19 protein-coding genes and 1 pseudogene are annotated in these 19,946 nt (G+C 60.8%); 12 read left to right on the top strand and 8 right to left on the bottom strand.

Going from position 1 to position 19,946, the window contains the following annotated elements:
* Positions 1-176 precede the first annotated feature (176 nt).
* A pseudogene (ftsY, locus tag BL8807_RS05180) lies at positions 177-1,139 on the bottom strand (signal recognition particle-docking protein FtsY); the annotation flags it as partial.
* Positions 1,140-1,495: 356 nt separating this feature from the next.
* Here ftsY and BL8807_RS05175 point away from each other — a divergent pair.
* A complete protein-coding gene (locus tag BL8807_RS05175) occupies positions 1,496-2,278 on the top strand; it encodes a TetR/AcrR family transcriptional regulator (protein WP_083570387.1) in 783 nt (260 codons plus the stop codon).
* Between the two features lie 190 nt (positions 2,279-2,468).
* Entirely contained in the window at positions 2,469-3,503 is a 1,035-nt protein-coding gene (locus BL8807_RS05170) for a glycosyltransferase family 2 protein (RefSeq protein WP_072727120.1), read from the top strand.
* Positions 3,504-4,546: 1,043 nt separating this feature from the next.
* On the opposite strand, the gene BL8807_RS05165 is transcribed toward BL8807_RS05170, so the two are convergent.
* A complete protein-coding gene (locus tag BL8807_RS05165; RefSeq protein WP_158217132.1) occupies positions 4,547-4,696 on the bottom strand; it encodes a hypothetical protein in 150 nt (49 codons plus the stop codon).
* A gap of 148 nt (positions 4,697-4,844) precedes the next feature.
* Between BL8807_RS05165 and BL8807_RS05160 the strand changes: the two genes are divergently transcribed.
* Positions 4,845-5,777 (top strand): hypothetical protein, encoded by a 933-nt coding sequence (locus BL8807_RS05160; RefSeq protein WP_143148027.1) that lies wholly within the window; start codon positions 4,845-4,847, stop codon positions 5,775-5,777.
* A 2-nt stretch (positions 5,778-5,779) separates the two neighbouring features.
* Positions 5,780-6,043, top strand: coding sequence for a toxin (locus tag BL8807_RS05155; RefSeq protein ID WP_072727122.1), 264 nt, complete (start codon positions 5,780-5,782; stop codon positions 6,041-6,043).
* 750 nt (positions 6,044-6,793) lie between these two features.
* On the opposite strand, the gene BL8807_RS05150 is transcribed toward BL8807_RS05155, so the two are convergent.
* Both BL8807_RS05150 and BL8807_RS05145 read right to left on the bottom strand, forming a co-directional pair.
* Complete coding sequence (locus BL8807_RS05150; protein ID WP_072727125.1) at positions 6,794-7,198, bottom strand: ArsR/SmtB family transcription factor; 405 nt, start codon at positions 7,196-7,198, stop codon at positions 6,794-6,796.
* The gene (locus tag BL8807_RS05145; protein WP_072727126.1) at positions 7,195-8,496 is read right to left on the bottom strand and encodes an NADH:flavin oxidoreductase/NADH oxidase family protein; all 1,302 of its coding nucleotides are present in this window, start codon (positions 8,494-8,496) and stop codon (positions 7,195-7,197) included. Before BL8807_RS05145 ends, BL8807_RS05150 begins: the two co-directional genes overlap by 4 nt.
* Before the next feature lie 822 nt (positions 8,497-9,318).
* On the opposite strand from BL8807_RS05145, the gene BL8807_RS05140 reads away from it, so the two are divergent.
* The gene (locus BL8807_RS05140; RefSeq protein ID WP_072727083.1) at positions 9,319-10,182 is read left to right on the top strand and encodes a tyrosine-type recombinase/integrase; all 864 of its coding nucleotides are present in this window, start codon (positions 9,319-9,321) and stop codon (positions 10,180-10,182) included.
* Positions 10,183-10,198: 16 nt separating this feature from the next.
* On the opposite strand, the gene BL8807_RS05135 is transcribed toward BL8807_RS05140, so the two are convergent.
* The 4 genes from BL8807_RS05135 to BL8807_RS05120 form a co-directional block, all read right to left on the bottom strand.
* Positions 10,199-10,609: a hypothetical protein gene (locus BL8807_RS05135; protein WP_072727084.1), complete on the bottom strand. Its 411-nt coding sequence runs from the start codon at positions 10,607-10,609 to the stop codon at positions 10,199-10,201.
* Positions 10,610-10,627: 18 nt separating this feature from the next.
* Complete coding sequence (locus tag BL8807_RS05130; RefSeq protein ID WP_072727085.1) at positions 10,628-11,047, bottom strand: helix-turn-helix domain-containing protein; 420 nt, start codon at positions 11,045-11,047, stop codon at positions 10,628-10,630.
* 102 nt (positions 11,048-11,149) lie between these two features.
* Positions 11,150-12,118: a hypothetical protein gene (locus BL8807_RS05125; protein ID WP_072727086.1), complete on the bottom strand. Its 969-nt coding sequence runs from the start codon at positions 12,116-12,118 to the stop codon at positions 11,150-11,152.
* A 2-nt stretch (positions 12,119-12,120) separates the two neighbouring features.
* On the bottom strand, positions 12,121-12,492 hold the full coding sequence (locus BL8807_RS05120) for a hypothetical protein (protein ID WP_143148022.1): 372 nt from the start codon (positions 12,490-12,492) through the stop codon (positions 12,121-12,123).
* 358 nt (positions 12,493-12,850) lie between these two features.
* On the opposite strand from BL8807_RS05120, the gene mobC reads away from it, so the two are divergent.
* From mobC to BL8807_RS05085, 7 genes are read left to right on the top strand one after another with little or no spacing between them, the layout of a single operon-like run.
* Positions 12,851-13,225 (top strand): plasmid mobilization relaxosome protein MobC, encoded by a 375-nt coding sequence (mobC, locus tag BL8807_RS05115; RefSeq protein WP_072727088.1) that lies wholly within the window; start codon positions 12,851-12,853, stop codon positions 13,223-13,225.
* Complete coding sequence (locus BL8807_RS05110) at positions 13,225-14,703, top strand: relaxase/mobilization nuclease domain-containing protein (protein ID WP_072727089.1); 1,479 nt, start codon at positions 13,225-13,227, stop codon at positions 14,701-14,703. Before mobC ends, BL8807_RS05110 begins: the two co-directional genes overlap by 1 nt.
* 28 nt (positions 14,704-14,731) lie before the next feature.
* Positions 14,732-15,445 (top strand): PcfB family protein, encoded by a 714-nt coding sequence (locus BL8807_RS05105; protein WP_072727090.1) that lies wholly within the window; start codon positions 14,732-14,734, stop codon positions 15,443-15,445.
* A gap of 11 nt (positions 15,446-15,456) precedes the next feature.
* Complete coding sequence (locus BL8807_RS05100) at positions 15,457-17,391, top strand: hypothetical protein (protein ID WP_072727091.1); 1,935 nt, start codon at positions 15,457-15,459, stop codon at positions 17,389-17,391.
* Positions 17,392-17,399: 8 nt separating this feature from the next.
* Positions 17,400-17,684, top strand: coding sequence for a hypothetical protein (locus tag BL8807_RS05095; RefSeq protein WP_072727092.1), 285 nt, complete (start codon positions 17,400-17,402; stop codon positions 17,682-17,684).
* On the top strand, positions 17,681-18,148 hold the full coding sequence (locus tag BL8807_RS05090) for a hypothetical protein (protein WP_072727093.1): 468 nt from the start codon (positions 17,681-17,683) through the stop codon (positions 18,146-18,148). The genes BL8807_RS05095 and BL8807_RS05090 overlap by 4 nt, the downstream gene beginning before the upstream one ends.
* A complete protein-coding gene (locus BL8807_RS05085) occupies positions 18,142-19,914 on the top strand; it encodes a VirD4-like conjugal transfer protein, CD1115 family (RefSeq protein ID WP_072727094.1) in 1,773 nt (590 codons plus the stop codon). The genes BL8807_RS05090 and BL8807_RS05085 overlap by 7 nt, the downstream gene beginning before the upstream one ends.
* Positions 19,915-19,946 lie beyond the last annotated feature (32 nt).

Below are 19,946 nucleotides of genomic sequence, written 5' to 3'. Positions count from 1 at the left end.
GTGTTAAGCGTTTGCGGCTCGTTACGGGCCTTTCGCGAGGGATCGTAATATGAAAAACGGCGGAATTCCAAGGAACGCAAAAACGCCCCGAATCATGTTTCGAATATGATTCGGGGCATTTTGTCGAGATTTGTCGCATTCCATCTGATGAAACACAGACGGGGACGGAAGGCCGGTCAGGCGAGGATGCCGTCGACGAAGCCTTCGGGGTCGAAGGGTGCCAGATCGTCCGGGCCTTCGCCGAGACCGACGAGCTTGACCGGCACACCGAGCTCCTTCTGCACGGAGACGACGATGCCTCCCTTGGCGGAACCGTCGAGCTTGGACAGCACCACGCCGGTGATGCCGATCGCCTCGGCGAACACCTTGGCCTGAGCCATGCCGTTCTGGCCGGTGGTGGCGTCAAGCACCAGCAGCACCTCGTCCACGGGCAGGTTCTTTTCGGTGACGCGGCGGATCTTGCCCAGCTCGTCCATCAGGTTGGCCTTGTTCTGCAGGCGGCCGGCCGTGTCGATGATGAGCACGTCGGCACCTTCCTCCTTGGCCCGCGCGCTGGCTTCGAATGCCACGGACGCCGGATCCGCGCCGTCCTTGTCGGAACGCACCACGGGCACGTCGACGCGCGCGCCCCACGTCTCGAGCTGGTCGGCCGCGGCCGCGCGGAAGGTGTCGGCCGCGCCCATCATCACCCGCTTGCCGTCGGCCACGAACAGGCGGGCGAGTTTGCCGGCGGTGGTGGTTTTACCGGTGCCGTTCACGCCCACCATGATGATGACGGACGGTTTGTTCGCGTCGGGCTTGTTCGCGTTGAGGCGACGGTCCGTGTCGCGACCCACGATGTCGAGGAGTTTCTCACGCAGGGTCGCGCGCACCTCGCTCGGGTCGGCTTTGCCGGTGATACGCGCGTCGGCACGCAGCTCGTCGACCATCTGTCCGCTGGCCTCGGCGCCCACATCGGCGAGCAGCAGCGTGTCTTCGACCTGTTCCCAATCCGCTTCGGAAAGATTGTCTTTGGTGAGGATGGAGAACAGCGCCTTGCCGAAGGGATTGGAGGATTGCGCGAGTTTCGACTTCAGGCGGGTCAGGCGCGAACCTACGGATTCGGGGGTTTCCGTTTGCGGTTTGGCGGGGGTTGCGGGCCCGGACGGTTCCGCGGCGGAGGCAGCGGCGTCATCCGCCTGACCGGCATCCCCGGCGACCGGACGGCCACCGGTGCCGCCGGGCATCTTCGTCTGAGCACGAGTCTCAGCCTCGCGCTCCCGCGCGATCAGCTCGTCGGCCTTCGCCTTGGCCTGTTCGGTGCGGGCCTCGGCCTCCTGCCGGGCTTTGGCGAGCGCGCGCTTGCGCGAACCGCTGAACCACACGCACAATCCGATCAATACGACCGCGACAACAACCACGCCGACGATGGCGAGAATATTCATAGTATCCATGCCCTACAGTCTACGCGGCACGGTGCCGACTACACTTGGGGCGCATGGCAAATGCTTCCCGTATGACTTCGCTGCAGCGGCGTGAACAACTGATCAGCATCGGCCGCGCGCTCTTCGCGGACAAAGGCTTCGAAGCGGTGAGCGTCGAGGAGATCGCCTCGCACGCCAAGGTCTCCAAGCCCATCGTCTATGAGCATTTCGGCGGCAAAGAGGGCCTGTACGCGGTGGTGGTGGACCGTGAGATGCAGGCGCTGACCGGCACGCTCACCGCCGCGTTAAGCGACACGACGGCGCATCCGCGGCAGATCGTGGAGCGCACGGCGCTGGCTTTGCTCACCTATATCGAGGAGAACGCGGAGGGATTCAAGGTACTGTCGCGCGATTCGCCGAGCACCGATCCGGCCGGCTCGTTCAGCTCGCTGCTGGGCGACATCAGCGTGCGGGTCGAGGATCTGCTCACCGCGTCGTTCAAGCGGCAGAAGCTCTCGCCCAAAGGCGTGCCGTATTACGCGCAGATGCTGGTGGGCATGACCGTGTTCACCGGGCAGTATTGGGCCGACCGGCCGAAGGTGAATAAGGAGCAGCTCGCCGCCTATATCGTCGATCTCGCCTGGCATGGCCTGTCCCGACTGGATTCCAAGCCGCAGCTGCGTTTCGAGGGCGCCAAGGCGAAGCGTGCGGCGGACAAAGCGGGCGCGAATGATTCCGACGCAAGTGGAATCCCCGTTCGCGAATCCGAGCGCGACGGTATGGATGGGACGGACGCGGACACGAACGCGGACGGCGCAACGAATACGGACGGCGCAGGAGCCGAGGCATCAAGCGGCGCCCATTCCAATGAGTGATCCGCATCCCATAGCGGTCCCGCTGTGTTCCAAACGACACTCAGGGAACAATCAGGGATACCGAATGTGAATTCAGGGAAGCAGATTGTGCGATTTCCTGTTCGGGGTACCACCTGAGGTGTACCCTATGGTGTCGGAAAGAGAAAATAGTCAAGTTGACCACCATCGACTGTTTGTGAGGAAAGGCCGCATGCAGACCCCAGCAAAGACGCTTACCTTCGTGGTGCCCGCATACAACATGGAAGCGTATCTGGAACGTTGCGTTCATTCGCTGACCGCCGCCAGCCGCACCGACGACATCGAGGTGCTGATCGTCGACGACGGCTCGTCGGACGGGACGGCGGCGCTGGCCGACACCTTCGAACAGCGCATGCCTGGCATCGTGCGCGCCATCCATCAGAACAACCGCGGCCACGGCGGGGCGGTGAACCACGGCATCGCCGAGGCGCGCGGCGCGTACGTGAAGGTCGTGGACGCGGACGACTGGGTGGGACCCGAATCGCTGGAGCGGGTGATGGAGGTGCTGCGCGCGCAGACCACGTCCGAATCCCCCGTCGACATGGTCGTGGTGAACTACGTCTACGACAAGGTGGGCAAGCGGCGCAAGCATGTGGTGAACTTCCGCCATGCGATGAAGTCCGGCGCGGTGCTCAGCTGGGACGATCTGGGGCATTTCGGCCTGGCCGAGTACATTCTGATGCACGCGCTGATCTACCGCACCGACGTGGTGCGCGCCTCGGGCATGCAGCTGCCGGAGCATACCTTCTATGTGGACTTCATCTACGCCTACCAGCCGTTCCCGTGGGTCAAGACGCTGATGTACGTGGACACGCCGTTCTACCACTATTTCATCGGACGCGACGGGCAGAGCGTGCAGACCGACGTGATGATCCGCCGAGTCGACCAGCTGCGCCTGATCAACCGCATCATGACGGAGGCGACGCCGGAGCGCGGCACCGTGCCGGACGGCCTGTACCGCTATATGATCCACTTCCTGGCGATTCAGAGTTCGGTGACCAGCGTGTTCCTGATCCTCTCGCGCGACAAGGAGAACTACGCGAAGAAGGACCAGCTGTGGGCCGACATGCGCGAGTATTCGCCGACCATCGGCCGTGACGTGCGCCGCAAGATCACCTCGCGCGCGCTGAATCTGCCCGGCTCGGTGGGGCGTTTCATCATCCGCTGGGGATACCGCATCGCCGAGCGCGTCGTCGGCTTCAACTGATTTCCGTCCCGCTCGGGGTGGGTCTGGCTCCATTCGATGGCGGCCTGTGGCAGGCGCTGATTCCCATCCCGCCCGGAGTGGGGTCCGATTGGACGACTCAGGGCGATAGGTGATGACTGATTTCCACCTCACCCGGAGTGGCCCCATTCGTCGCCGTCATCGCGGCGTCATTGTCGCTCGTTAAAACCTCAGGGACCGGCGGCGCCAATGATGGGACGACGGGTGTACTGGATGCCTTTGGGACGGTTCTGATTCTGTTCGGATGGATTCCCTTTCTCCTCGGGCGGCTCCCCTCTCTTTCGGACGGCTCCCCTCTCTTTCGGACGGCTTCCGTTTCTTTAGGACGGTTTCCGTTTCTTTAGGACGACTTCCCCTCCCCTCGGACGATTCCCTTTTCTCCTCGGGCGGCTCTGATCCGTCTCGGGCGGTTTTATCTCCCTTCGGGCGGTTCCGATTCCCCTCGGGCGGTTTCATCTCCCTTCGGGCGGTTTCAATCCGTCTCGGGCGGTTACCCTTCGGGTGATGAGTGGCCTGCCCGAGGGAGAAAGGTTTTAAAAACGTTGATTTTCCAACGTTTTATCCAACCCGATATTTGTTGCGCCCCATGATTGAGTGAAAGGCCAGCCGCCCGAAGGAGATTGAAACCGCCCGAGGGGAATCGGAACCGCCCGAAGGGAGATAAAACCGCCCGAGAGGGATGGGAACCGCCCAAGAAGGATGGGAACCGCCCGAAAGTAATGGGCCAATAGCGAAGAGCCTGATTCACCTCAAACAACGGCGACCACGACAACACCGTCTTCGCAACAAAGCCACGGTCACGTCGCGGCACACAACGGCAATCAACCCGACACCGTCTTCGCAACAAAGTCGCATCATTATGCCACGACGCGCAACATCAACCGATCGCAACGGCACCTTCTTCGCACCTCGACATTGTCGGACGACCACCCTCGAGCCGTCATCGCACCGCTGAACCGGACACTTTCAAACCTGACACCTTCAAACCCGACACAGGCAAACCCGTCACCATCAACCCGTCACCATCAACCTGTCATCACCACACCCGCTACCGGCAAACCCACCACCACCAAACCCGTCGCCACCACACCCGTCACCTGCACACCCGACGCCACCACACCTGTCACCACCACACCTGTCACCACCACACCTGTCACCACCAAACCGAGTGCCATTACGGCTGTCGACCGACCTTATGCGAGCAGTGCGGTTCCGTTATCCACATTCACTCGTTTTCGGTGGATTATGCGGATTTATGCACCACCGTCCACCGGTTTTCAACGCCGGTAGCGGCAGCAAAACGGGTTGGTTTACATTGACGCAATGAGCACTCCAACGACATCCTTCGCCAATCGACGGCTCATCGAACTGAGCATGCGCGAAGAAGACCGGCTAAGACGCTTCCATGAGCGGCGGAGAAGCGCGACCGAATGCTGCCTGACCACCGCGCTGCGCATCGCGATGATTGAAGTCCCCATCCTGCTCAACACCGTCGAACCGGACCACCTTCCTCGCCTCGACGACCAACGCCTCCATCTCGCCGTACCGGCCAAGGGCAATCGTTCACGATGCAAGGACGCCCAGTATCATTCGTTCCAACGAATCAGCACCGCATCGATGAGCGACGAACGCAGAGACGCCTACGCACCAATCAAAATCTGTCCGGATATCACCATGACCCATCCGCTGCTCACATGGGCGCAAATGGCGGCATACCTCAACGGAGGCGAGCTCATCGTCTTGGCGGACTCGCTGATGCGGCGCAACGCGGTGCAATACCGTTACGGCATCCAGGATTTCGCCGATCTATTGGATGCGCTGCCGCAAAAGTTCCGTCGGCGTGAGACTTGCGAAAAAGCGCTTCTGTATATGCGGGAGAACACCGATTCCTCCATGGAATCGCGAATGCGCATCAAACTGATCAACACCAAGATGCCCGAGCTGCAGGGACTTGTCGTCAATCATCCAGTGGCGATCAGCGAAAGCAAAACCGTCTACTTGGATATGGCGATACCCAAGTTGCGCATCGGCATCGAATATTCGGGACGGCATCACGCCGAGCAATGGGAAAGCGACGAGGAACGACGGACCGCTCTGACGGCGATCAACTGGCGGAACTTCACCGCCAACGCGGAGACCATGAACGACGAAACCAAATGGAGCACATTCGTCACCCAACTTCGTCTTGCCTTCCTCGAACAGCAGCGGACAGACGGACAGACGGCCGTCTCCAAGGATGCAGTCCCAAGAGGGTAATTATGTGGTACAATATTCCGGAAATCGTATTGCGATCCGCCCTCAAACATGGGGTGAATCCAAACGATGCCTTATACGTCACCGAACGCCCGATCGTGACTCTCGTCATGGAGGAGGAACCGCTCAAGATTCTGCATCTCGGTATCTCGCCCGAAGGCATCCCTCTGGAGGTCGTCACCATACGCACCTCGCGAGGGGACGCGGTTATCCACGCCATGCGCATGCGCACCAAATACGTCAAGCTTCTGGAAGGAGGAGGACGGTGAGCGACAGGAGATACCGGCTGCTTTCAGCCGATGACTTTGACGCGGACGAAGCGAGAATGCTCCAAGAAGCCTCCGAGGAAGCACAACGGGGCTATTCGGACCGGCAACTGGCAGAGGCCGCCGCCAGACCGGTCGGCAGACCGCTATCCGTCGGAGCATCCCGCGCATCGAACGTCATACGCGTGCGACTGGATGACGAGCGCAACGAGCGAATCGAAGACTACAGAAAGAAGCGACGAATCACCAGAAGCGCGGCGGTCCGCGAACTTATCGACAAAGGACTGGACATGGTGCGAGAAACAAAAACCTCTGGAGCCGAAGCCCCAGAGGCGACAGTACCCCCGTGGGATTCGAACCCACAACCCACGATTCTCCCGAGCGCTGTGAGCACGTCCTTGCCGCACTCTGATGGGTGTTGAAAACGTTGGAATTCCGCGGCTCCTCATGGTTGAGGAGATTGAGGGCGCTGAGAGACAGAAGCGCCATAGCGGGGCCGCTGCGTCTGCGGTGCGGATGGCGCGCTGCCGACAATCGGTGGCGCTGATGCCCCGATCGGTTGATGTGCCGGCCGGGCGCATGCTTGGGCTTGGCATGGGACGACAACATGCTGGGCAACATCTGTGCCAAGCCAGTTGGGCCGTTGATCAGGCTGAGCAAATCGGACAGTGGTTCTAGAACATCACAACGATACATATCCGGATGCGGGGCGCCCGCCGATGATTCGTTCCTGCGCGGTGAACGCCGGCTCCGTCATGCGGTGCCGGCAGCTGGCGTGTTTTCCTCCCGGCACTGTCTGGCCGCTTCGAGATCGTGTCTGAGGGCATCCACCAGCGATTGCAGCAAAGTGATGTTCTCCTCGGCCCGTACGGTGCAGATGCGTCGGGTCTCGTCCTTTTCTATGGTCACTAGCCCGCTTTGCGCCAACAGTTTGATGTGGTGGGACACCGTGGTGCGTGACAGTGGGGAGGCTTCGGCAAGCTGGCCCACTGTCAGCGGTCCGTCCATCACCAGCCGCACCAGCAGCGACTGGCGTTGCTCGTCCTTCAGCGTCTCGAACAGCGGAATGCACCGGTTGAGGATCGGAAGACTTTCGGAGGGGCGGTGGACGGTCCCGTCGCTGTCCGTGTCACGCCCATCGGGATTGTCTGTCGTCAACGGTGCCCCTTCCTGCGCCGCGGGGCCAACGCCCCCGGCCCGTGCTTGCGGAGGGCGAACGCCAGGGCCATGATCCCCAGGTGCCGGCCGTCCGTCTTCGGCGCCTTGCCCACGGCAAGGCGGTGCATCTGCGATTCATACCACGATATCACCAGAACACCGTTGAACGCCCGATCCAACGCCCGCACGCCGGTGGAGACGCGGGGCAGACGCAGCGGCCGTTCGAAGCCGCCGGCCATCACCTGCTTCGGGAAATTGGGGGCGACCACCAGCGGTCGACCTAGTCCGACGACGTCCGCCATGCCGGATTCCAGCGCGCGTCGCATGTCCGGAGCGGACCGGAACCCGCCGGTCAACGCCACGGCCATGTGTTCCTTGCCATCGTCGAACAAGGCGCGCAGTTTCGTGGCGAAACCGGCGAAGTACACGCCGCGCGTCTGGTCCTCCGCGGCGCCGCCATTGGTCTGGATAACCGGTTTGCCGGCCATGGTGCCGCCGGAGATGTCGATGAGGTCCACGCCCATGGCGTCCAAGCGAGCGATGACCTTCAGCGACTCCTCTTCGCTGAATCCTCCGTCGATGCCATCGGAGGAGTTGATCTTGACGGCGACGGGGAAGTCTTCGCCCACGGCTTCGCGCGCCGCCTCGACCACCTCCGTGAGGAAGCGCATGCGGTTGTCCAGGCTGCCGCCGTATTCGTCGGCGCGCCGGTTGTCGAGCGGGGAGAGGAACTGGTTGATGAGGTAGCCATGCGCCGCGTGGATCTCCACGCCGGTGAACCCCGCTTTGCGGGCGATGGCCGCCGTGGTGGCGAAGCGGCGGACGATGGCATGGATCTCGTCGACGCTCAGCTCCCGTGGGGACGCGAAGAAGCGACTGTATTCTCCGGAGGTGCCCGTGGCGCTCGGCGCCACGGGATGGGGGTTGATGGTCGCCGGTGACTGCTTGCCCGGATGGTTGATTTGCATCCACAGTTGTGCGCCATTGGCGGCCCCGGCCTTGGCCCATGCGCGTAGCGTCGGCAGGTCGCGTTCGTCTTCGACGGCAACGTTTCCGGGTTCCCCGAGCTGGTTGCGGTCGACCATTACGTTGCCGGTGACGAGGATGCCGCAGCCGCTGTCTGCCCAGCGACGGTAGAGGGTCACGTGCTCGGCCGTGGGTCGTGCTTCGGGGCCGGCGAGCGCCTCGTTCATCGGAGCCTTGAGGAAGCGGTTGCGTGCGGTGGCGCCGCAGCGCAGGACGAGCGGGGATGCGAGGGAGGCCGGTGCGATGTGCTGTATGTCATGTCGTGCGTTCATGGCGCCCATAATAGACGAAATGTCGAAACATATCGACATTTGGTGTGTTGCGAAGGTCACCATGGGGCGATTACCGCATGGCGGCCAGTGTGCGAAACGCGGTGCCCAGTATGGTCGCGCCCCGAAGCATGCGCGCCGACTGCCGCAGCCGACTGCCGGAGAGGACCGGCGCGCATGCTATGGCGGACGCAACGAAGGATCGAGTGCAGGCAAAAGGGGCATGCGCATCGCGCGGCGAGCACGCACTGTCCATCGGGCCGCCCGATACGCTCACACACGCACCGGTGTTGCCATTCCTTTCCTCTCGGGGTCTTCGAATGGGTGAACGACACCCGGGAATCTAGCGGGAGCCAAACGGCGCCGGTGGCCTCTTACGTTTCACCAAGGGACGCATAAGGGGATGCCCCATCGGCGGGTTAAGTGACAAAATGTGGGTCTTAAATCCGGTGTGAGGTGTTGCCGCGCAACGCGTGTCGCGGGGATTTTAACGCGTGGGGCCGGTTTACTGCGGTCATTGCGCCTGAGTGCGTCTGAGGCGTTCCACCAGTTCTGGAACAGAAACGCTGAGGGCCTTGGAATCGTTGCAATTCCAAGGCCCTCAACGTGCCATCTGTACCCCCCGTGGGATTCGAACCCACAACCCACGACTTTGTGGATGGAATGAGCCAATGGCTTTTCGCGCCTCAAGTTTTCTTTTTAATTCTGTTGCTCCAGTGCCGCACTCAACAGCTATCCATCGACGATGATTGTGCTCTGTGAGATGGACTCATAGCGTCGGCCCGACTATCGGACCGACGTTTCCTTATTTGGAGGGCGCAGCAAATGGAATTTCCCACGCACCGCCAGCCACCGGAAGAATGGGTGGACTGGCTCGATGGATGGGTCAAGGATCTCCGCGCGCAGGGGGCAACGGAGAGAACGATCGAGAATTGGTGGTATCTCGTCAGTCATTTCGGAATCAGCAGCGGTGTCGCACCAGGTGATGCATCCAGCAAGGATCTCATTGTATGGCTTTCTCGCGGCGTGACCGCAGCAGCCATGCGTTCGGACTGGAGTGCGGCAGCGTCGTTCTTTCGCTGGGCACAAAAGACACAGCTCCGAACCGACGACCCGATGGCATCAGTGCCTATGGCCAAGCGCGAAAAACGCATCCAACGCCCGGCACCGGACGAAGCCGTGAGAAAAGGCCTCCAATCCTCCAACCCTCGCGTGCGATTGATTGTCTCCCTTTTCGTGGACGCGGGACTCCGCCGATCTGAAGTCTGCCTGACCCACACACGGGATGTCGTCGATGACCTGCTCGGCAAGAGTCTTATTGTGCATGGCAAAGGTAACAAAGATCGCATTGTGCCGCTCAGCAGCGATCTCACGCGACAGATCGAAAACATTCCTCCAGGCTGGTTTTTCCCAGGTGAAGCAGGTGGGCACATTTGCCCCGACACTGTGTATCGCCTGACGGTCTCCGCGACCGGATGCACGCCTCATGCGTTCCGTCGTAAATTCGCAACCGATATGTGGAAAGCAACACGGGACGTTGTGCAAATCAAAGAGCTACTAGGTCACGAGTCTTTAACCACCACGCAGCAATACATCTTCAGCACCGCTGACGACTTGAGAGACGCGGTAACGCAGCTGCATGAGTTTCGGCAAAGACAAGCCATACAGTACTCGTTTGCGCAGTTCTAGTTCGAACTGACCGTGGTCAGCGATTCATCCAGCTGTCAGCATCGTCAGCGTTCGACAGTTGACGATGCTGCTGCCATTTTCTGAATTCTACTTGCTGCTGCTCCCATTGGCGTCGTTGTTCGGCCTCCGCCTCCATGGCTTTGCGCTCGGCGCGTGTGGGGCGTTCGATGAACCATTGGGTGACGATGCCGACGATGATGCAGCAGACGATGATGGCAATGACGTCCCAGCCCGGCGGTGTCTGTTCGGCAAACCAGAAGTACACCGCCAGAAGCGTGAGGATCACGCCGATGCAACCGGCGATCTTCTGCAGGATCAGAGCCAATGTGCGTAGAGGAGCGATGAGGAAGTTGAGAATGAGTCCCACGGCGGCGAACAGCAGCGTCAGCCCGATGGAAATCACCATGAAAATCAGCGCGACGGGCATGTGTCCTCCTCCCGCGACTCAGCTTTGGTAGCGGACAGTGTACCCCAGACCTTCAAGGTACAAGCCGATGAACAGTTGCGCCATGTTGAAGGTCTTCCAGTGTTCGATTGCGGTCGGTTCATCGGCGACGGCAAATTCTTGCTCGCTTTGATACCGGGGCAACGTCCATACGATGTTGGGGTCGGGACGGTTGCCTTCGCCGCGCTGCTCGCGTTCGAATGACATGGCCAAGTGCAGGTCATCCAACATGTCGGCACGGATTTCCGCCAGCGCGCCCATCAGCGTCCGCGTTGATTCCGATTCCGTTGACTGCTGCTCCAGTCGAGTGACCTCCGCTGGCGTCATGCCGACGAGTTGGGCGAGATCGTCGGTGGTGAGTCCTACGGATTCTCGGTAGGCTTGCAGTGTTTTATCGTTTGCAGTAGTTGTCGTGCTCATTTCTGCTCCTTTGTCGTGTGGTTGTTGATTTTTAAGTTAGCGAGACGATCGCCGCGCCGAAAGTCCAAGAGTGATGTGTGGACTCATCGCATGCGGTGGATACTACTGACGCGTCGATTTGCGCGGGGACCGATTCGGAGGCGACGGAGATGTCTTGGCGCTGTCATGGTCCGGCGTCCGCTCCTCAAGCAAGGCGAGCACATCAGCCGTCGTCTTTTTCTGATTGACCGCGTCCGCGCCCCGAGATTCCTGCTCGATGTCGCTCAGCATTTTTTCGTACTGCTGTTTCCAGAATTCATAGAGCCTGATGATGGTTTCGGGATCCTGGGTTTTCTTTTTTTGGAGGACATATCTCTTCTTATTGGACTCCTTTCGCCGCGCCTGGTATTCGGGATCATCTTTATGCCGCTCACGGTAACGTTGCGCCGCTTTGATTTTGCTCGCTCTGTATTCGGGATCGCTCTTTCTTTTCTGGTGGCGCTCCCTCCAGTATCCAAGCCGTCGTTCCCGGTATTCGGGATCGTTCGCCATGCGTTCACGGTAACGTTCGCGCGCGCGTTCTTTTCTGCGGTTTTCCCGTTCCTCGATTTGAGCCGCATCCAGTATTTCAGGCTGGGGACGCTGTTTGGCTGCCGCTTTCTCCTCGGCTGTCTTTTTCTTGACTGCTGCCTTTTTCTTTTCTGGTGGCGCTTTCTTCCTAGCTGCACTCTTCTCGGCTGTAGTCTTCTTCTCGGTTAAGGCAGGAGTGGAGGATGTTTTGCGGTGCCGCTCGTTGTAGCGGGCATGGTTGGCTCTTTGGCGTTCCCGATATTCGGGATCGTTCGCCATGCGCTCGTGGTATCGCTCGCGTTGGCGGCGGCGGATCTCGTCGCGGTGTTCGGCTTCATAGCGACGATAGGCTTCTCTCCGCTTGAGCCGTTGTTCCTCTCGTTGGCGGCGTTCGTCCCTTAGCTGTTCGGCAAGTTCGCTCTCGCTCGCAAATTCACGTCCGGTGCGCCCGGGCCGACGGTAGAAGGTGATGAAGTCGCTCCACTCGCCGAGGTCGATTTCGCTTTCGTTTTCGTCAGCCATGGTCACCACTCGTGTCCGCTGTCGCTCTCAGGAGTGGTCGAGGACGCGGCGGCATTTTCTCCGCCGTTTTCACCTATTTCGGGGTTGTTGGTTTTGTCGGCATCTGATTCCGTCTGGGGTTGACCGCTCGGCAGGATAAGCGCGCATGCGGTATCGCGCGCGATGCGCAGTTCCTGGTTGCTCATTCCAAGCGTGTCCGCCATCGTCCTGGTCGAGAATCCGAGGTCGGAAAGTTGCTTCGTCGCCGCGCGCAGCCGTTCAGCGGCGGTGCGAAGTTCTACGAGAGCGGCGGCCTCTTCCTTGATCGCGGTCTCCTTGCGCTTGAGCAATTCGCGGTCATGTTGCAGGACCTGCTCCGCGAGCTGCTTCACCATGCTTTTCCTCATCGCCATTGTTCTCCTCCTACGCAATGCGATTTTCCGTTTTCCCCGCCTCGATTTTGCGAAACGGGCTGATGATTGCCTCATCAGATTTCAACGTAATCGCGATCCGAAAAGTCGAGGAGGGGAAAATGCAGAAAACCGGAAAAACCCGCATGGTCTCGGGACATGGTTGCCTCCGACCCGAGGCATCGGGTTCGGAGGTAGCAAGCGACGCATTTGTACGTACAAATGCTGCCGGACCGTGCCGGTCCTCGCTTGCCGGGAGACCCGAACCCCATAGTCGGCGGAGCCTCCGAAGAGCGCCAACGGCGACTCGAACACAGCGAACGCAGAGCGGAACGAACCTCTGATGGGATGGGTCAGCGGCCGTCATCGGGGCGTGCGGAAGACCATCACGTTCAGCGATGAGGAGTGGGCTCAGCTACAGGAGACGTATGCCTTGGTCAAGGCTGATGCGCCGTATATGGACTTCGGCAGGTTCGCTCGTTCGTTGCTGTTGGATGGGCATGTCACCACGATCAAGGTCGCGACGGATCCGGCGAAAATCAATCGGGAGATCCGTCGTATCGGGCAGAACATCAATCAGATCGCGCATCAGGCGAACGTCTCGAAGAGCGTCACGCGGGAGCAGTTGCGCGCGGTCGAGGACGAGATGCGCACGCTCAACGACATGTTCTATCGGCTGGTCGAGCAGTATGCCGACGCGGTGTTGGAGGGGCAGTGATGGCCGTGGTGACGATGGGGAGGAAGGTCAAGACGCGATACACGTCGGCGACGCCGTTGGCCGACGCGATCAGCTATGTCATCGACCGGACGAAGACCGAGGACGGCGCGCTGGTCAGCTCCAGCTACAGCACCGAACGACATGACGGAGAGCGTCTCGCGCGTCCTATGGAAGCCGATTTGAGAGCCGCTCCGCAGGGCATCCGCCGGGACACCGTGTGGGCTATCCACCTTAAGCATTCGTTCGCGCCGGATGATCCGGTGACGGCGGAGCAAGTGCACGAGTTGGGTGTCAGGCTGGCCGAGGAGATCACCGGAGGTGATTTCAAATTCGTGGTCGCCACGCACACGAACCGGCCGCATCTACATAACCACCTCATCATCTGCGCCGCGCAGCAGATGGAGCCGCATCTGCATATGCGCCTGCCGAAAGACATCATCGACCAGTGGCGGCAGATCAGTGACAGGCTCTGTCTTGACGCGAATCTCAGCGTCATCGACCATCCCGAAACGGTCCAGGATAGGCGTGGCATGAGCTTCGCGGAGATCTACGAGCAGGCCAAAGGCAAGGGTGTCAAGGCCGCGATGCGCACCACCATAGATCTCGCCGCAGCCAACTCGCATAGCTTCGACGAGTTCCGTGGACTGCTCGAAGCGGCCGGGGTCAAGGTCGAGGCCCGTGGCGCACATCTGACCTACACGCTGCTGGAGTCGGGTTTCAAGGTGCGCGACAACCGGCTCGGCGAAGCATATTCCATGGGCAATGTCATGGCCCGTATGGCGAGGACCGCCGTGGTGCCAATCAGCTTCAACAGCTCACTGATTGAGCACAAAGATGGGGACCGGGTTACGGTGTGGCTGCCAGGAGCTAAACGGCAAAAGAAGATCACCATCCCGATGGATCGAATCGTGCGCGCCGGCAGTACCTGGCGCGCGTATCTGAGCGATGAGGCCACGCAGATCGTGACCGACCGTCGTGGCATATACGAGCAATCCTTGCCTGCCAGAGGCTTATACCAGTGGTTCGGACGCCCTACGGAGAGTCTTGGCAAGTCAGCCGAAACGAAGTTGGACGTCAGAGCCGGTGTCAGCGACGCCCAACGCCGCTACTACGTGGCACAGGGATATCGCATCGACCGGTTGCGTGAGGCGGCCAAGGCGTTGGACGCGGCCACACGATGGACCCGCGAAGCAGGCGGAGACGCCGACAAGGGCATCGAAATCCTGCGCGAAAGACTGCGCGACGAGCACGCGATGCTCCAGGCAAGCGTGATAGCCCTGGCCGACGCGATCGACAACGGCACGACCGAAGCGCAGGTCGAAGCCCGCGAGGAGATGACGTTGAGGGAGACGAGAGTCGCCCAATTGGAGGACGACCTTGGCTCCATCGAACGCCACGCCGCGCGCACGCGCGACATGGAATCAGAGGAACGGAAGCGGGAACGCGACCGGACCGTCAAACGCGGCCATCGCCTGTGACGGCCGATAAACAGAAAGGAACATCATCATGGCAATCGAGGAAATGGTTGAAAGCCAGGTCAAGGACATCGGCATCAGAATCATCGAATCCGGAGCGAGTCTCATCGTCCGGGTCGGCGCGGACAGCGCCAAAGGCTTTGCCGCAGCGGGCTGGAGGATCGTCACCGGAGGTGCCGGAATGATCACGGACGCCATCAGACACCAGATGGAGACGGGCAAGGTCAGCGAGGCGCGTCTGCAATCCATGGGCAAGGACGTGCACGACATCCTGCTGCCTGATGAAAGCCTCAAAGAGGTGACGAAATCACTACGCAAGGCCGGCATCACCTATTCGGTCGAAACTACCGGACAGGGATCCTACTATCTGCACTTTCAAGGCAAAGACCAAGATCATCTGCTGCACGCGGTCAACCGCGCTTTCGAACAAGTGGGGTTGACCCTCACCACGGAGATGACGACACCCGACCGAAGCATCACGGCCACGGCACCGTCCGAAACCACCGCACCGGAACGTGGGCTCCCCGAAAAACAGGTGGACAAGCAATCATCCGAACCAGAGCATCGGGCCGAAAGCCAACCGACCGGACGGCAGTCCGAGTCACGTCCAGATAAGTCCAAGCTGGGCAAGAAGACGCGGGCCGATGCGCTCAAGCTGCTGGACGAACGTGCGGCGGCCCATCTCGAAGCCGCGAAGCAACAACCCGCACGCACCCTCAAACCGGCCAAAAAGCATAACCGATAGGAGCCGTCATCATGGACATGGACAACACATCGATCGAGCGCGAAACACTGCTGCGCCGGACCGCGATCATACAGGACACAATCAACGGCATCACCAATCCCACGCCATGGCCCACACGTTGGTGGGCGATGTCCGGCGACCTGTTATGGACCGCCGGCATCGCCAACGCGAGCGGGGTCGACGCCATCGGCGTGGCCTACGAGCCCGGAGACATCGTCGTGCACCAACACACCATCCAAGGCGACTCGACACGATTGACGATGGGATTCGGCATCATGCAGCCAGGGGATACGGACCCATCCCGTCAGATTGCCAATGGCATCGCCCAATGGGCAAACGGGGCCAAACCAGACGTGAGAACAGTCGAGCAGCCGGGAGCCATCACGTTCCGCATCGACGGTAAGGCATTGCCGATGGGATGGGCCGAAGCACTTGCGCGCGCGGAGTCAAAGCCCGATGCCGGCCCCGACGCGGTTCGGCTCGCGCTGCTGCAAGCCGGACTGGAGCGAGGCATAGGTGAGCCGTCCTCCTGGTATCTTGAGGACAGTGGGGATGACCTGATTTCCATTGACTGGCATGTCAACGGCCAAGGCCTGGTCGACTCCTACGGGTTGCGCCATCTGCAATACAGTGACGACATGGGACCGCGATTGGAGACCATCGCCCACAGCGTGGCCCCAGCTCCCATCAGCCCGCCGCAAAGACTCGACGACAGCGAGTTGATGGCGCGCGGCCGGCAAATCTACAACCGTTACCAGACCAGCCGCAACCATAACGGAGGGCCGGACGCGTGGGACATCACGCATCATGTGGCGCGCGGAGGCATTATCAGGAGGGGAGAGCGGCCATTGCTCGACCGTCCGAACGACGGCAAGTTGGAGGATTGGGACACACTCATCGACCGCACGGCCTGTCAACTGCTCACCGATGGCCACGCGCGGACGCGCGAGCCGGGAGCCCGCGCCGCAACGTCTCCGACACCCAACGGACGGAAGGGATGGCCGAACGCATGGGTCGATAATGACGCCGCACGCCCGTACACTTTACATGCCCGAGACGGGCGCGAGTGGGACAAGATGATCATCCGCCTGCCCGCCGGCACAGTCATCGACGGACGCCGTTTGGACGGGTGGGCGTTCGACCTGTTCGCCTCCGACGCCATTAAACGGCAGAAGTCCGAAGGCAGGGACGTCAATGTCCGTTTGCGTCCGGGACGCGGCGTCGAACTGTTCCAAGGACGCGGCGAGAAGCGCCGCAGCGTCACCATCGACGATCCCGCGAAGCTGTGCGCCGCGATAGCCGAAGCGAGGAAAGCCGCCAAACGCAAGACGCCAGACATGCAGGCCAAACAGCCGCCCGCAGTCGACACGGCAACTCCGTTGAGCGAGGAGATGCGGAGTGAGGTCATACGGCTACGCGAGCAGAAAGACGATCACACAGCGGCGTTCGGACTCGCCAGATACGCGGTCGGCAATGCCTGGGAAAGCGTCGACCGGCTCCAGAACCAATTGATCGCGTATATGGACGCGGGCAAATACGATGCCGGACTCGCATTGAAAGCGACCAAGAGGGCCATCGATCGTGTGGCGGTCCAGCACGCACAACAGCATGACGTCCCGCAGGCGCGCAGCGTCGCCGATACCCGTTTCTCGGCCGAGGACCGGCGCGCGGCCGCGCTGCTGCTGCTCGACACCCTTGTCGGCGACCATAACGACCAAGACATCACCGACCGCCGGAACCCCATAAGGGAACGCGCGAAGGATGAGACGGAACGCAAGGAGACCGCGATCAAGGAAGAAGCCGCAGCCACGCAGGCCGAACCCGACGGAAAGACGGACAAAGGCGACCGCAGGTCCCTGCTGTCGATGCTGAGGGACAAAGCCGCAGAGGCATTGTCCGGCCAGAGGCACCGCAGCCAGGAGCACAAGCAAAAGCACAGTAGATAGGAGCTGCCGTGAACGAGCAGATTGTCTGGCTTGAGGGCACATTGGCCCAAAAACCAAGACGCATCGGAGACGAGACGATCCTTAAAATCAACGTCCGCTCCAGCGACGGAGTCCATCAGGTCACCGCCCTCGCCGTCGGCGACGCGCATCGCCGGAATCTCCAGGAGAGCCGTGCCGACACCGGCAGCGCGATCATACTCAAAGGACGATTGCCGGAAGCCGAAGACGGATGCGACCTCATCGTGGAAACGCTCGGTCTCACGCCCAGCCACGAGGGAGAGAACGAATCATGATCCCACGACTCAACATCGCGGTCGGCATCGGAAACGATCTGACTGATCTGACGGTCATGGCGACCCGGATGGGATGGACCATCACACATCACGCGGCTGACGACCTTGAGACGGCGCTGCTGGCCCACATGGCTTCGGCAGCCGATGCGGTGATCGCGCGGGACCAGAATCTCGCAATCTGCATGCCTCTGCCGTCATCCCCAACCGACGGTTCGGCCACCGGCTCGACCGGACCAGCCACAGACCGGCAAGAGCCCGGCCACAGTGGTCCGAAGGAACAGACAACGGACCGCCAAGAGAAGGATTCTCGAACCGCACCCACTGGCCTCAATGTCGGAACCAGGCGCGACGTTTTGGCCGAACTCGCCCGTCTGGAACGGCAGATCATGTCGTTCGGCAAACAGTCCGGCAGACAGCAGATAAGACAGCAGACCGGCACCAGAAAGGAGCAACAACCATGTTGAGGAAATCCTTGCCCATCATCCTGACCATGCTGCTCGGATTCTGGGCGGCCGACCTGATGGCCATGCAGATCCGCTCGGACATCGCCGCAGGCTCCGACGCATCCGCCATGATGGATCATCTCGCTATGGCGTTCCGCGCGCCGTTGCGCTTGAGTCTGGATCGCGTGGATCTGCTCTGGGGTTTGGGCGGCGCATGCGCGGTCGGCCTATACCACCTGTACCGGTGGAGCATGCGACGCACCTACCGCGATGGCGAGGAGTACGGTTCGGCCCGATGGGCGACAAGCGACGAGATGGCCCCGTACACTGACCGCAATCCATCGCAGAATCTGCAGATGACCGCGACCGAGGGCTTGAGCCTTGACACGGTCGGCACGAAACGCAATCTGAACGTGCTGATGCTCGGCAGTTCGGGCGCACGCAAGACCAGCGCCTACGTCATCCCAAACATCCTCAAGCGAACCATGCACTATGCGTGCACCGACCCCAAAGGAGAGCTGTGGGACTCCACCGCCGCGACGCTGCGCGACGCCGGCTATGACACCCGATGTCTGGACCTGATCGACCTAACGTGCGATACGATGTTCAATCCGCTCAAATATATCGACCCGATGAAGCCTGATGTGTCGATTATGCGGCTGGTGTCCAATCTGCTCGCCAACACCGACAGCAGCGAGGCCGAGAAACATTCCGGCGACGATTTTTGGGTGAAGTCCGAACGTGCGCTGCTCACGTCTCTTATCGCGATGGTCTACTACACCAAGGTCGATGAAAAGGCCGGTGAATGCAACCTGAACTCGGTCGTGGATCTCGCCGCCAAACTGCGCGCCAGCGAGGAGGACGAGAACATGATCAGCGAGGTCGACGCCAAGATGCTGGGCGCGGAGGAGGTGTGGAAGATCTTCGCGGCCGACGAGGACGCTTGGGACGAGCAGGCGGCCAGGACCGTCAGAGGATTGAGGTTCGCCGCCGACCAATACAGGCCTTTCACCCAGGGGGCCGGAGAGACGAAGAAGAGCATCATCATCTCGCTCGGCGTGCGTCTCGCCCCTCTCCAGGTGCACGAGGTGCGCGAAATCGTCAAGGACGACAACATCGGCATCGACCTCATCGGGGCGGATAAGTCCAAGCGCATGGCCATCTATCTGAAAATCCCCGACGAGGACACGACCTTCAATTTTTTGGCCGCGATTTTTTATCAGTGTTTGTTCGATAGTGTGTTCCGCCGGACCAGGAATATGCCGGACAAACGTTTGCCCGTCCCGCTGCATTGCTTTTTGGACGAATTCGCGAACGTCGGCCGAATCCCGCATTTCGAGCGTCTTATCAGCACCATGCGGTCACGCAATGTCGGAGCGAGCATCATCCTCCAGACGCTCGGACAGCTCAAAAGCATGTATCCGAAGGATTGGGAGACCATCACCGGCAACTGCGACTCGACTCTCTTCTACGGCGGCGGGGAGGAATCGACGACGGAATGGGTATCGAAACGGCTCGGCAAGCAGACCATCGACACCAGGGAGACCAGCGAAAGCCGGGGCGTGAACGGCAGTTGGTCCATCAGCCACCGACGCACCGGCCGTGAGCTGATGCTGGCGGACGAGCTCAGCAAGATGGATGACGACCTATGCATCTTCATGTTGCGCGGCCTGCATCCATTCCAGAGCCGCAAACTGGGATTCGACCAGCACCCCACCAAGCCCAGGTCTCGACTCAGGCATTCGAAAGACTGGCGGCCGATCGAGACAAGGCTGCCCTCCGACTGACGATAGAGGCCCGGCAATGCCGGGCCTCTGCT

The organism is Bifidobacterium lemurum (assembly GCF_014898175.1).
GTDB classification, from domain to species: domain Bacteria; phylum Actinomycetota; class Actinomycetes; order Actinomycetales; family Bifidobacteriaceae; genus Bifidobacterium; species Bifidobacterium lemurum.
Note: the sequence above shows the minus strand (reverse complement) of the source record. Positions and strands in the feature narration are given on the sequence as shown.

What these genes read in the sequence shown, in the direction of transcription:
- BL8807_RS05175 (WP_083570387.1), top strand. Translation starts at nt 1,496, where the DNA reads ATGACTTCGCTGCAGCGGCGTGAACAACTGATCAGCATCGGCCGCGCG.
- BL8807_RS05170 (WP_072727120.1), top strand. Translation starts at nt 2,469, where the DNA reads ATGCAGACCCCAGCAAAGACGCTTACCTTCGTGGTGCCCGCATACAAC.
- BL8807_RS05165 (WP_158217132.1), bottom strand. Translation starts at nt 4,696, where the DNA reads ATGGCACTCGGTTTGGTGGTGACAGGTGTGGTGGTGACAGGTGTGGTG.
- BL8807_RS05160 (WP_143148027.1), top strand. Translation starts at nt 4,845, where the DNA reads ATGAGCACTCCAACGACATCCTTCGCCAATCGACGGCTCATCGAACTG.
- BL8807_RS05155 (WP_072727122.1), top strand. Translation starts at nt 5,780, where the DNA reads ATGTGGTACAATATTCCGGAAATCGTATTGCGATCCGCCCTCAAACAT.
- BL8807_RS05145 (WP_072727126.1), bottom strand. Translation starts at nt 8,496, where the DNA reads ATGAACGCACGACATGACATACAGCACATCGCACCGGCCTCCCTCGCA.
- BL8807_RS05140 (WP_072727083.1), top strand. Translation starts at nt 9,319, where the DNA reads ATGGAATTTCCCACGCACCGCCAGCCACCGGAAGAATGGGTGGACTGG.
- BL8807_RS05135 (WP_072727084.1), bottom strand. Translation starts at nt 10,609, where the DNA reads ATGCCCGTCGCGCTGATTTTCATGGTGATTTCCATCGGGCTGACGCTG.
- BL8807_RS05130 (WP_072727085.1), bottom strand. Translation starts at nt 11,047, where the DNA reads ATGAGCACGACAACTACTGCAAACGATAAAACACTGCAAGCCTACCGA.
- BL8807_RS05125 (WP_072727086.1), bottom strand. Translation starts at nt 12,118, where the DNA reads ATGGCTGACGAAAACGAAAGCGAAATCGACCTCGGCGAGTGGAGCGAC.
- BL8807_RS05120 (WP_143148022.1), bottom strand. Translation starts at nt 12,492, where the DNA reads ATGGTGAAGCAGCTCGCGGAGCAGGTCCTGCAACATGACCGCGAATTG.
- mobC (WP_072727088.1), top strand. Translation starts at nt 12,851, where the DNA reads ATGGGATGGGTCAGCGGCCGTCATCGGGGCGTGCGGAAGACCATCACG.
- BL8807_RS05110 (WP_072727089.1), top strand. Translation starts at nt 13,225, where the DNA reads ATGGCCGTGGTGACGATGGGGAGGAAGGTCAAGACGCGATACACGTCG.
- BL8807_RS05105 (WP_072727090.1), top strand. Translation starts at nt 14,732, where the DNA reads ATGGCAATCGAGGAAATGGTTGAAAGCCAGGTCAAGGACATCGGCATC.
- BL8807_RS05100 (WP_072727091.1), top strand. Translation starts at nt 15,457, where the DNA reads ATGGACATGGACAACACATCGATCGAGCGCGAAACACTGCTGCGCCGG.
- BL8807_RS05090 (WP_072727093.1), top strand. Translation starts at nt 17,681, where the DNA reads ATGATCCCACGACTCAACATCGCGGTCGGCATCGGAAACGATCTGACT.
- BL8807_RS05085 (WP_072727094.1), top strand. Translation starts at nt 18,142, where the DNA reads ATGTTGAGGAAATCCTTGCCCATCATCCTGACCATGCTGCTCGGATTC.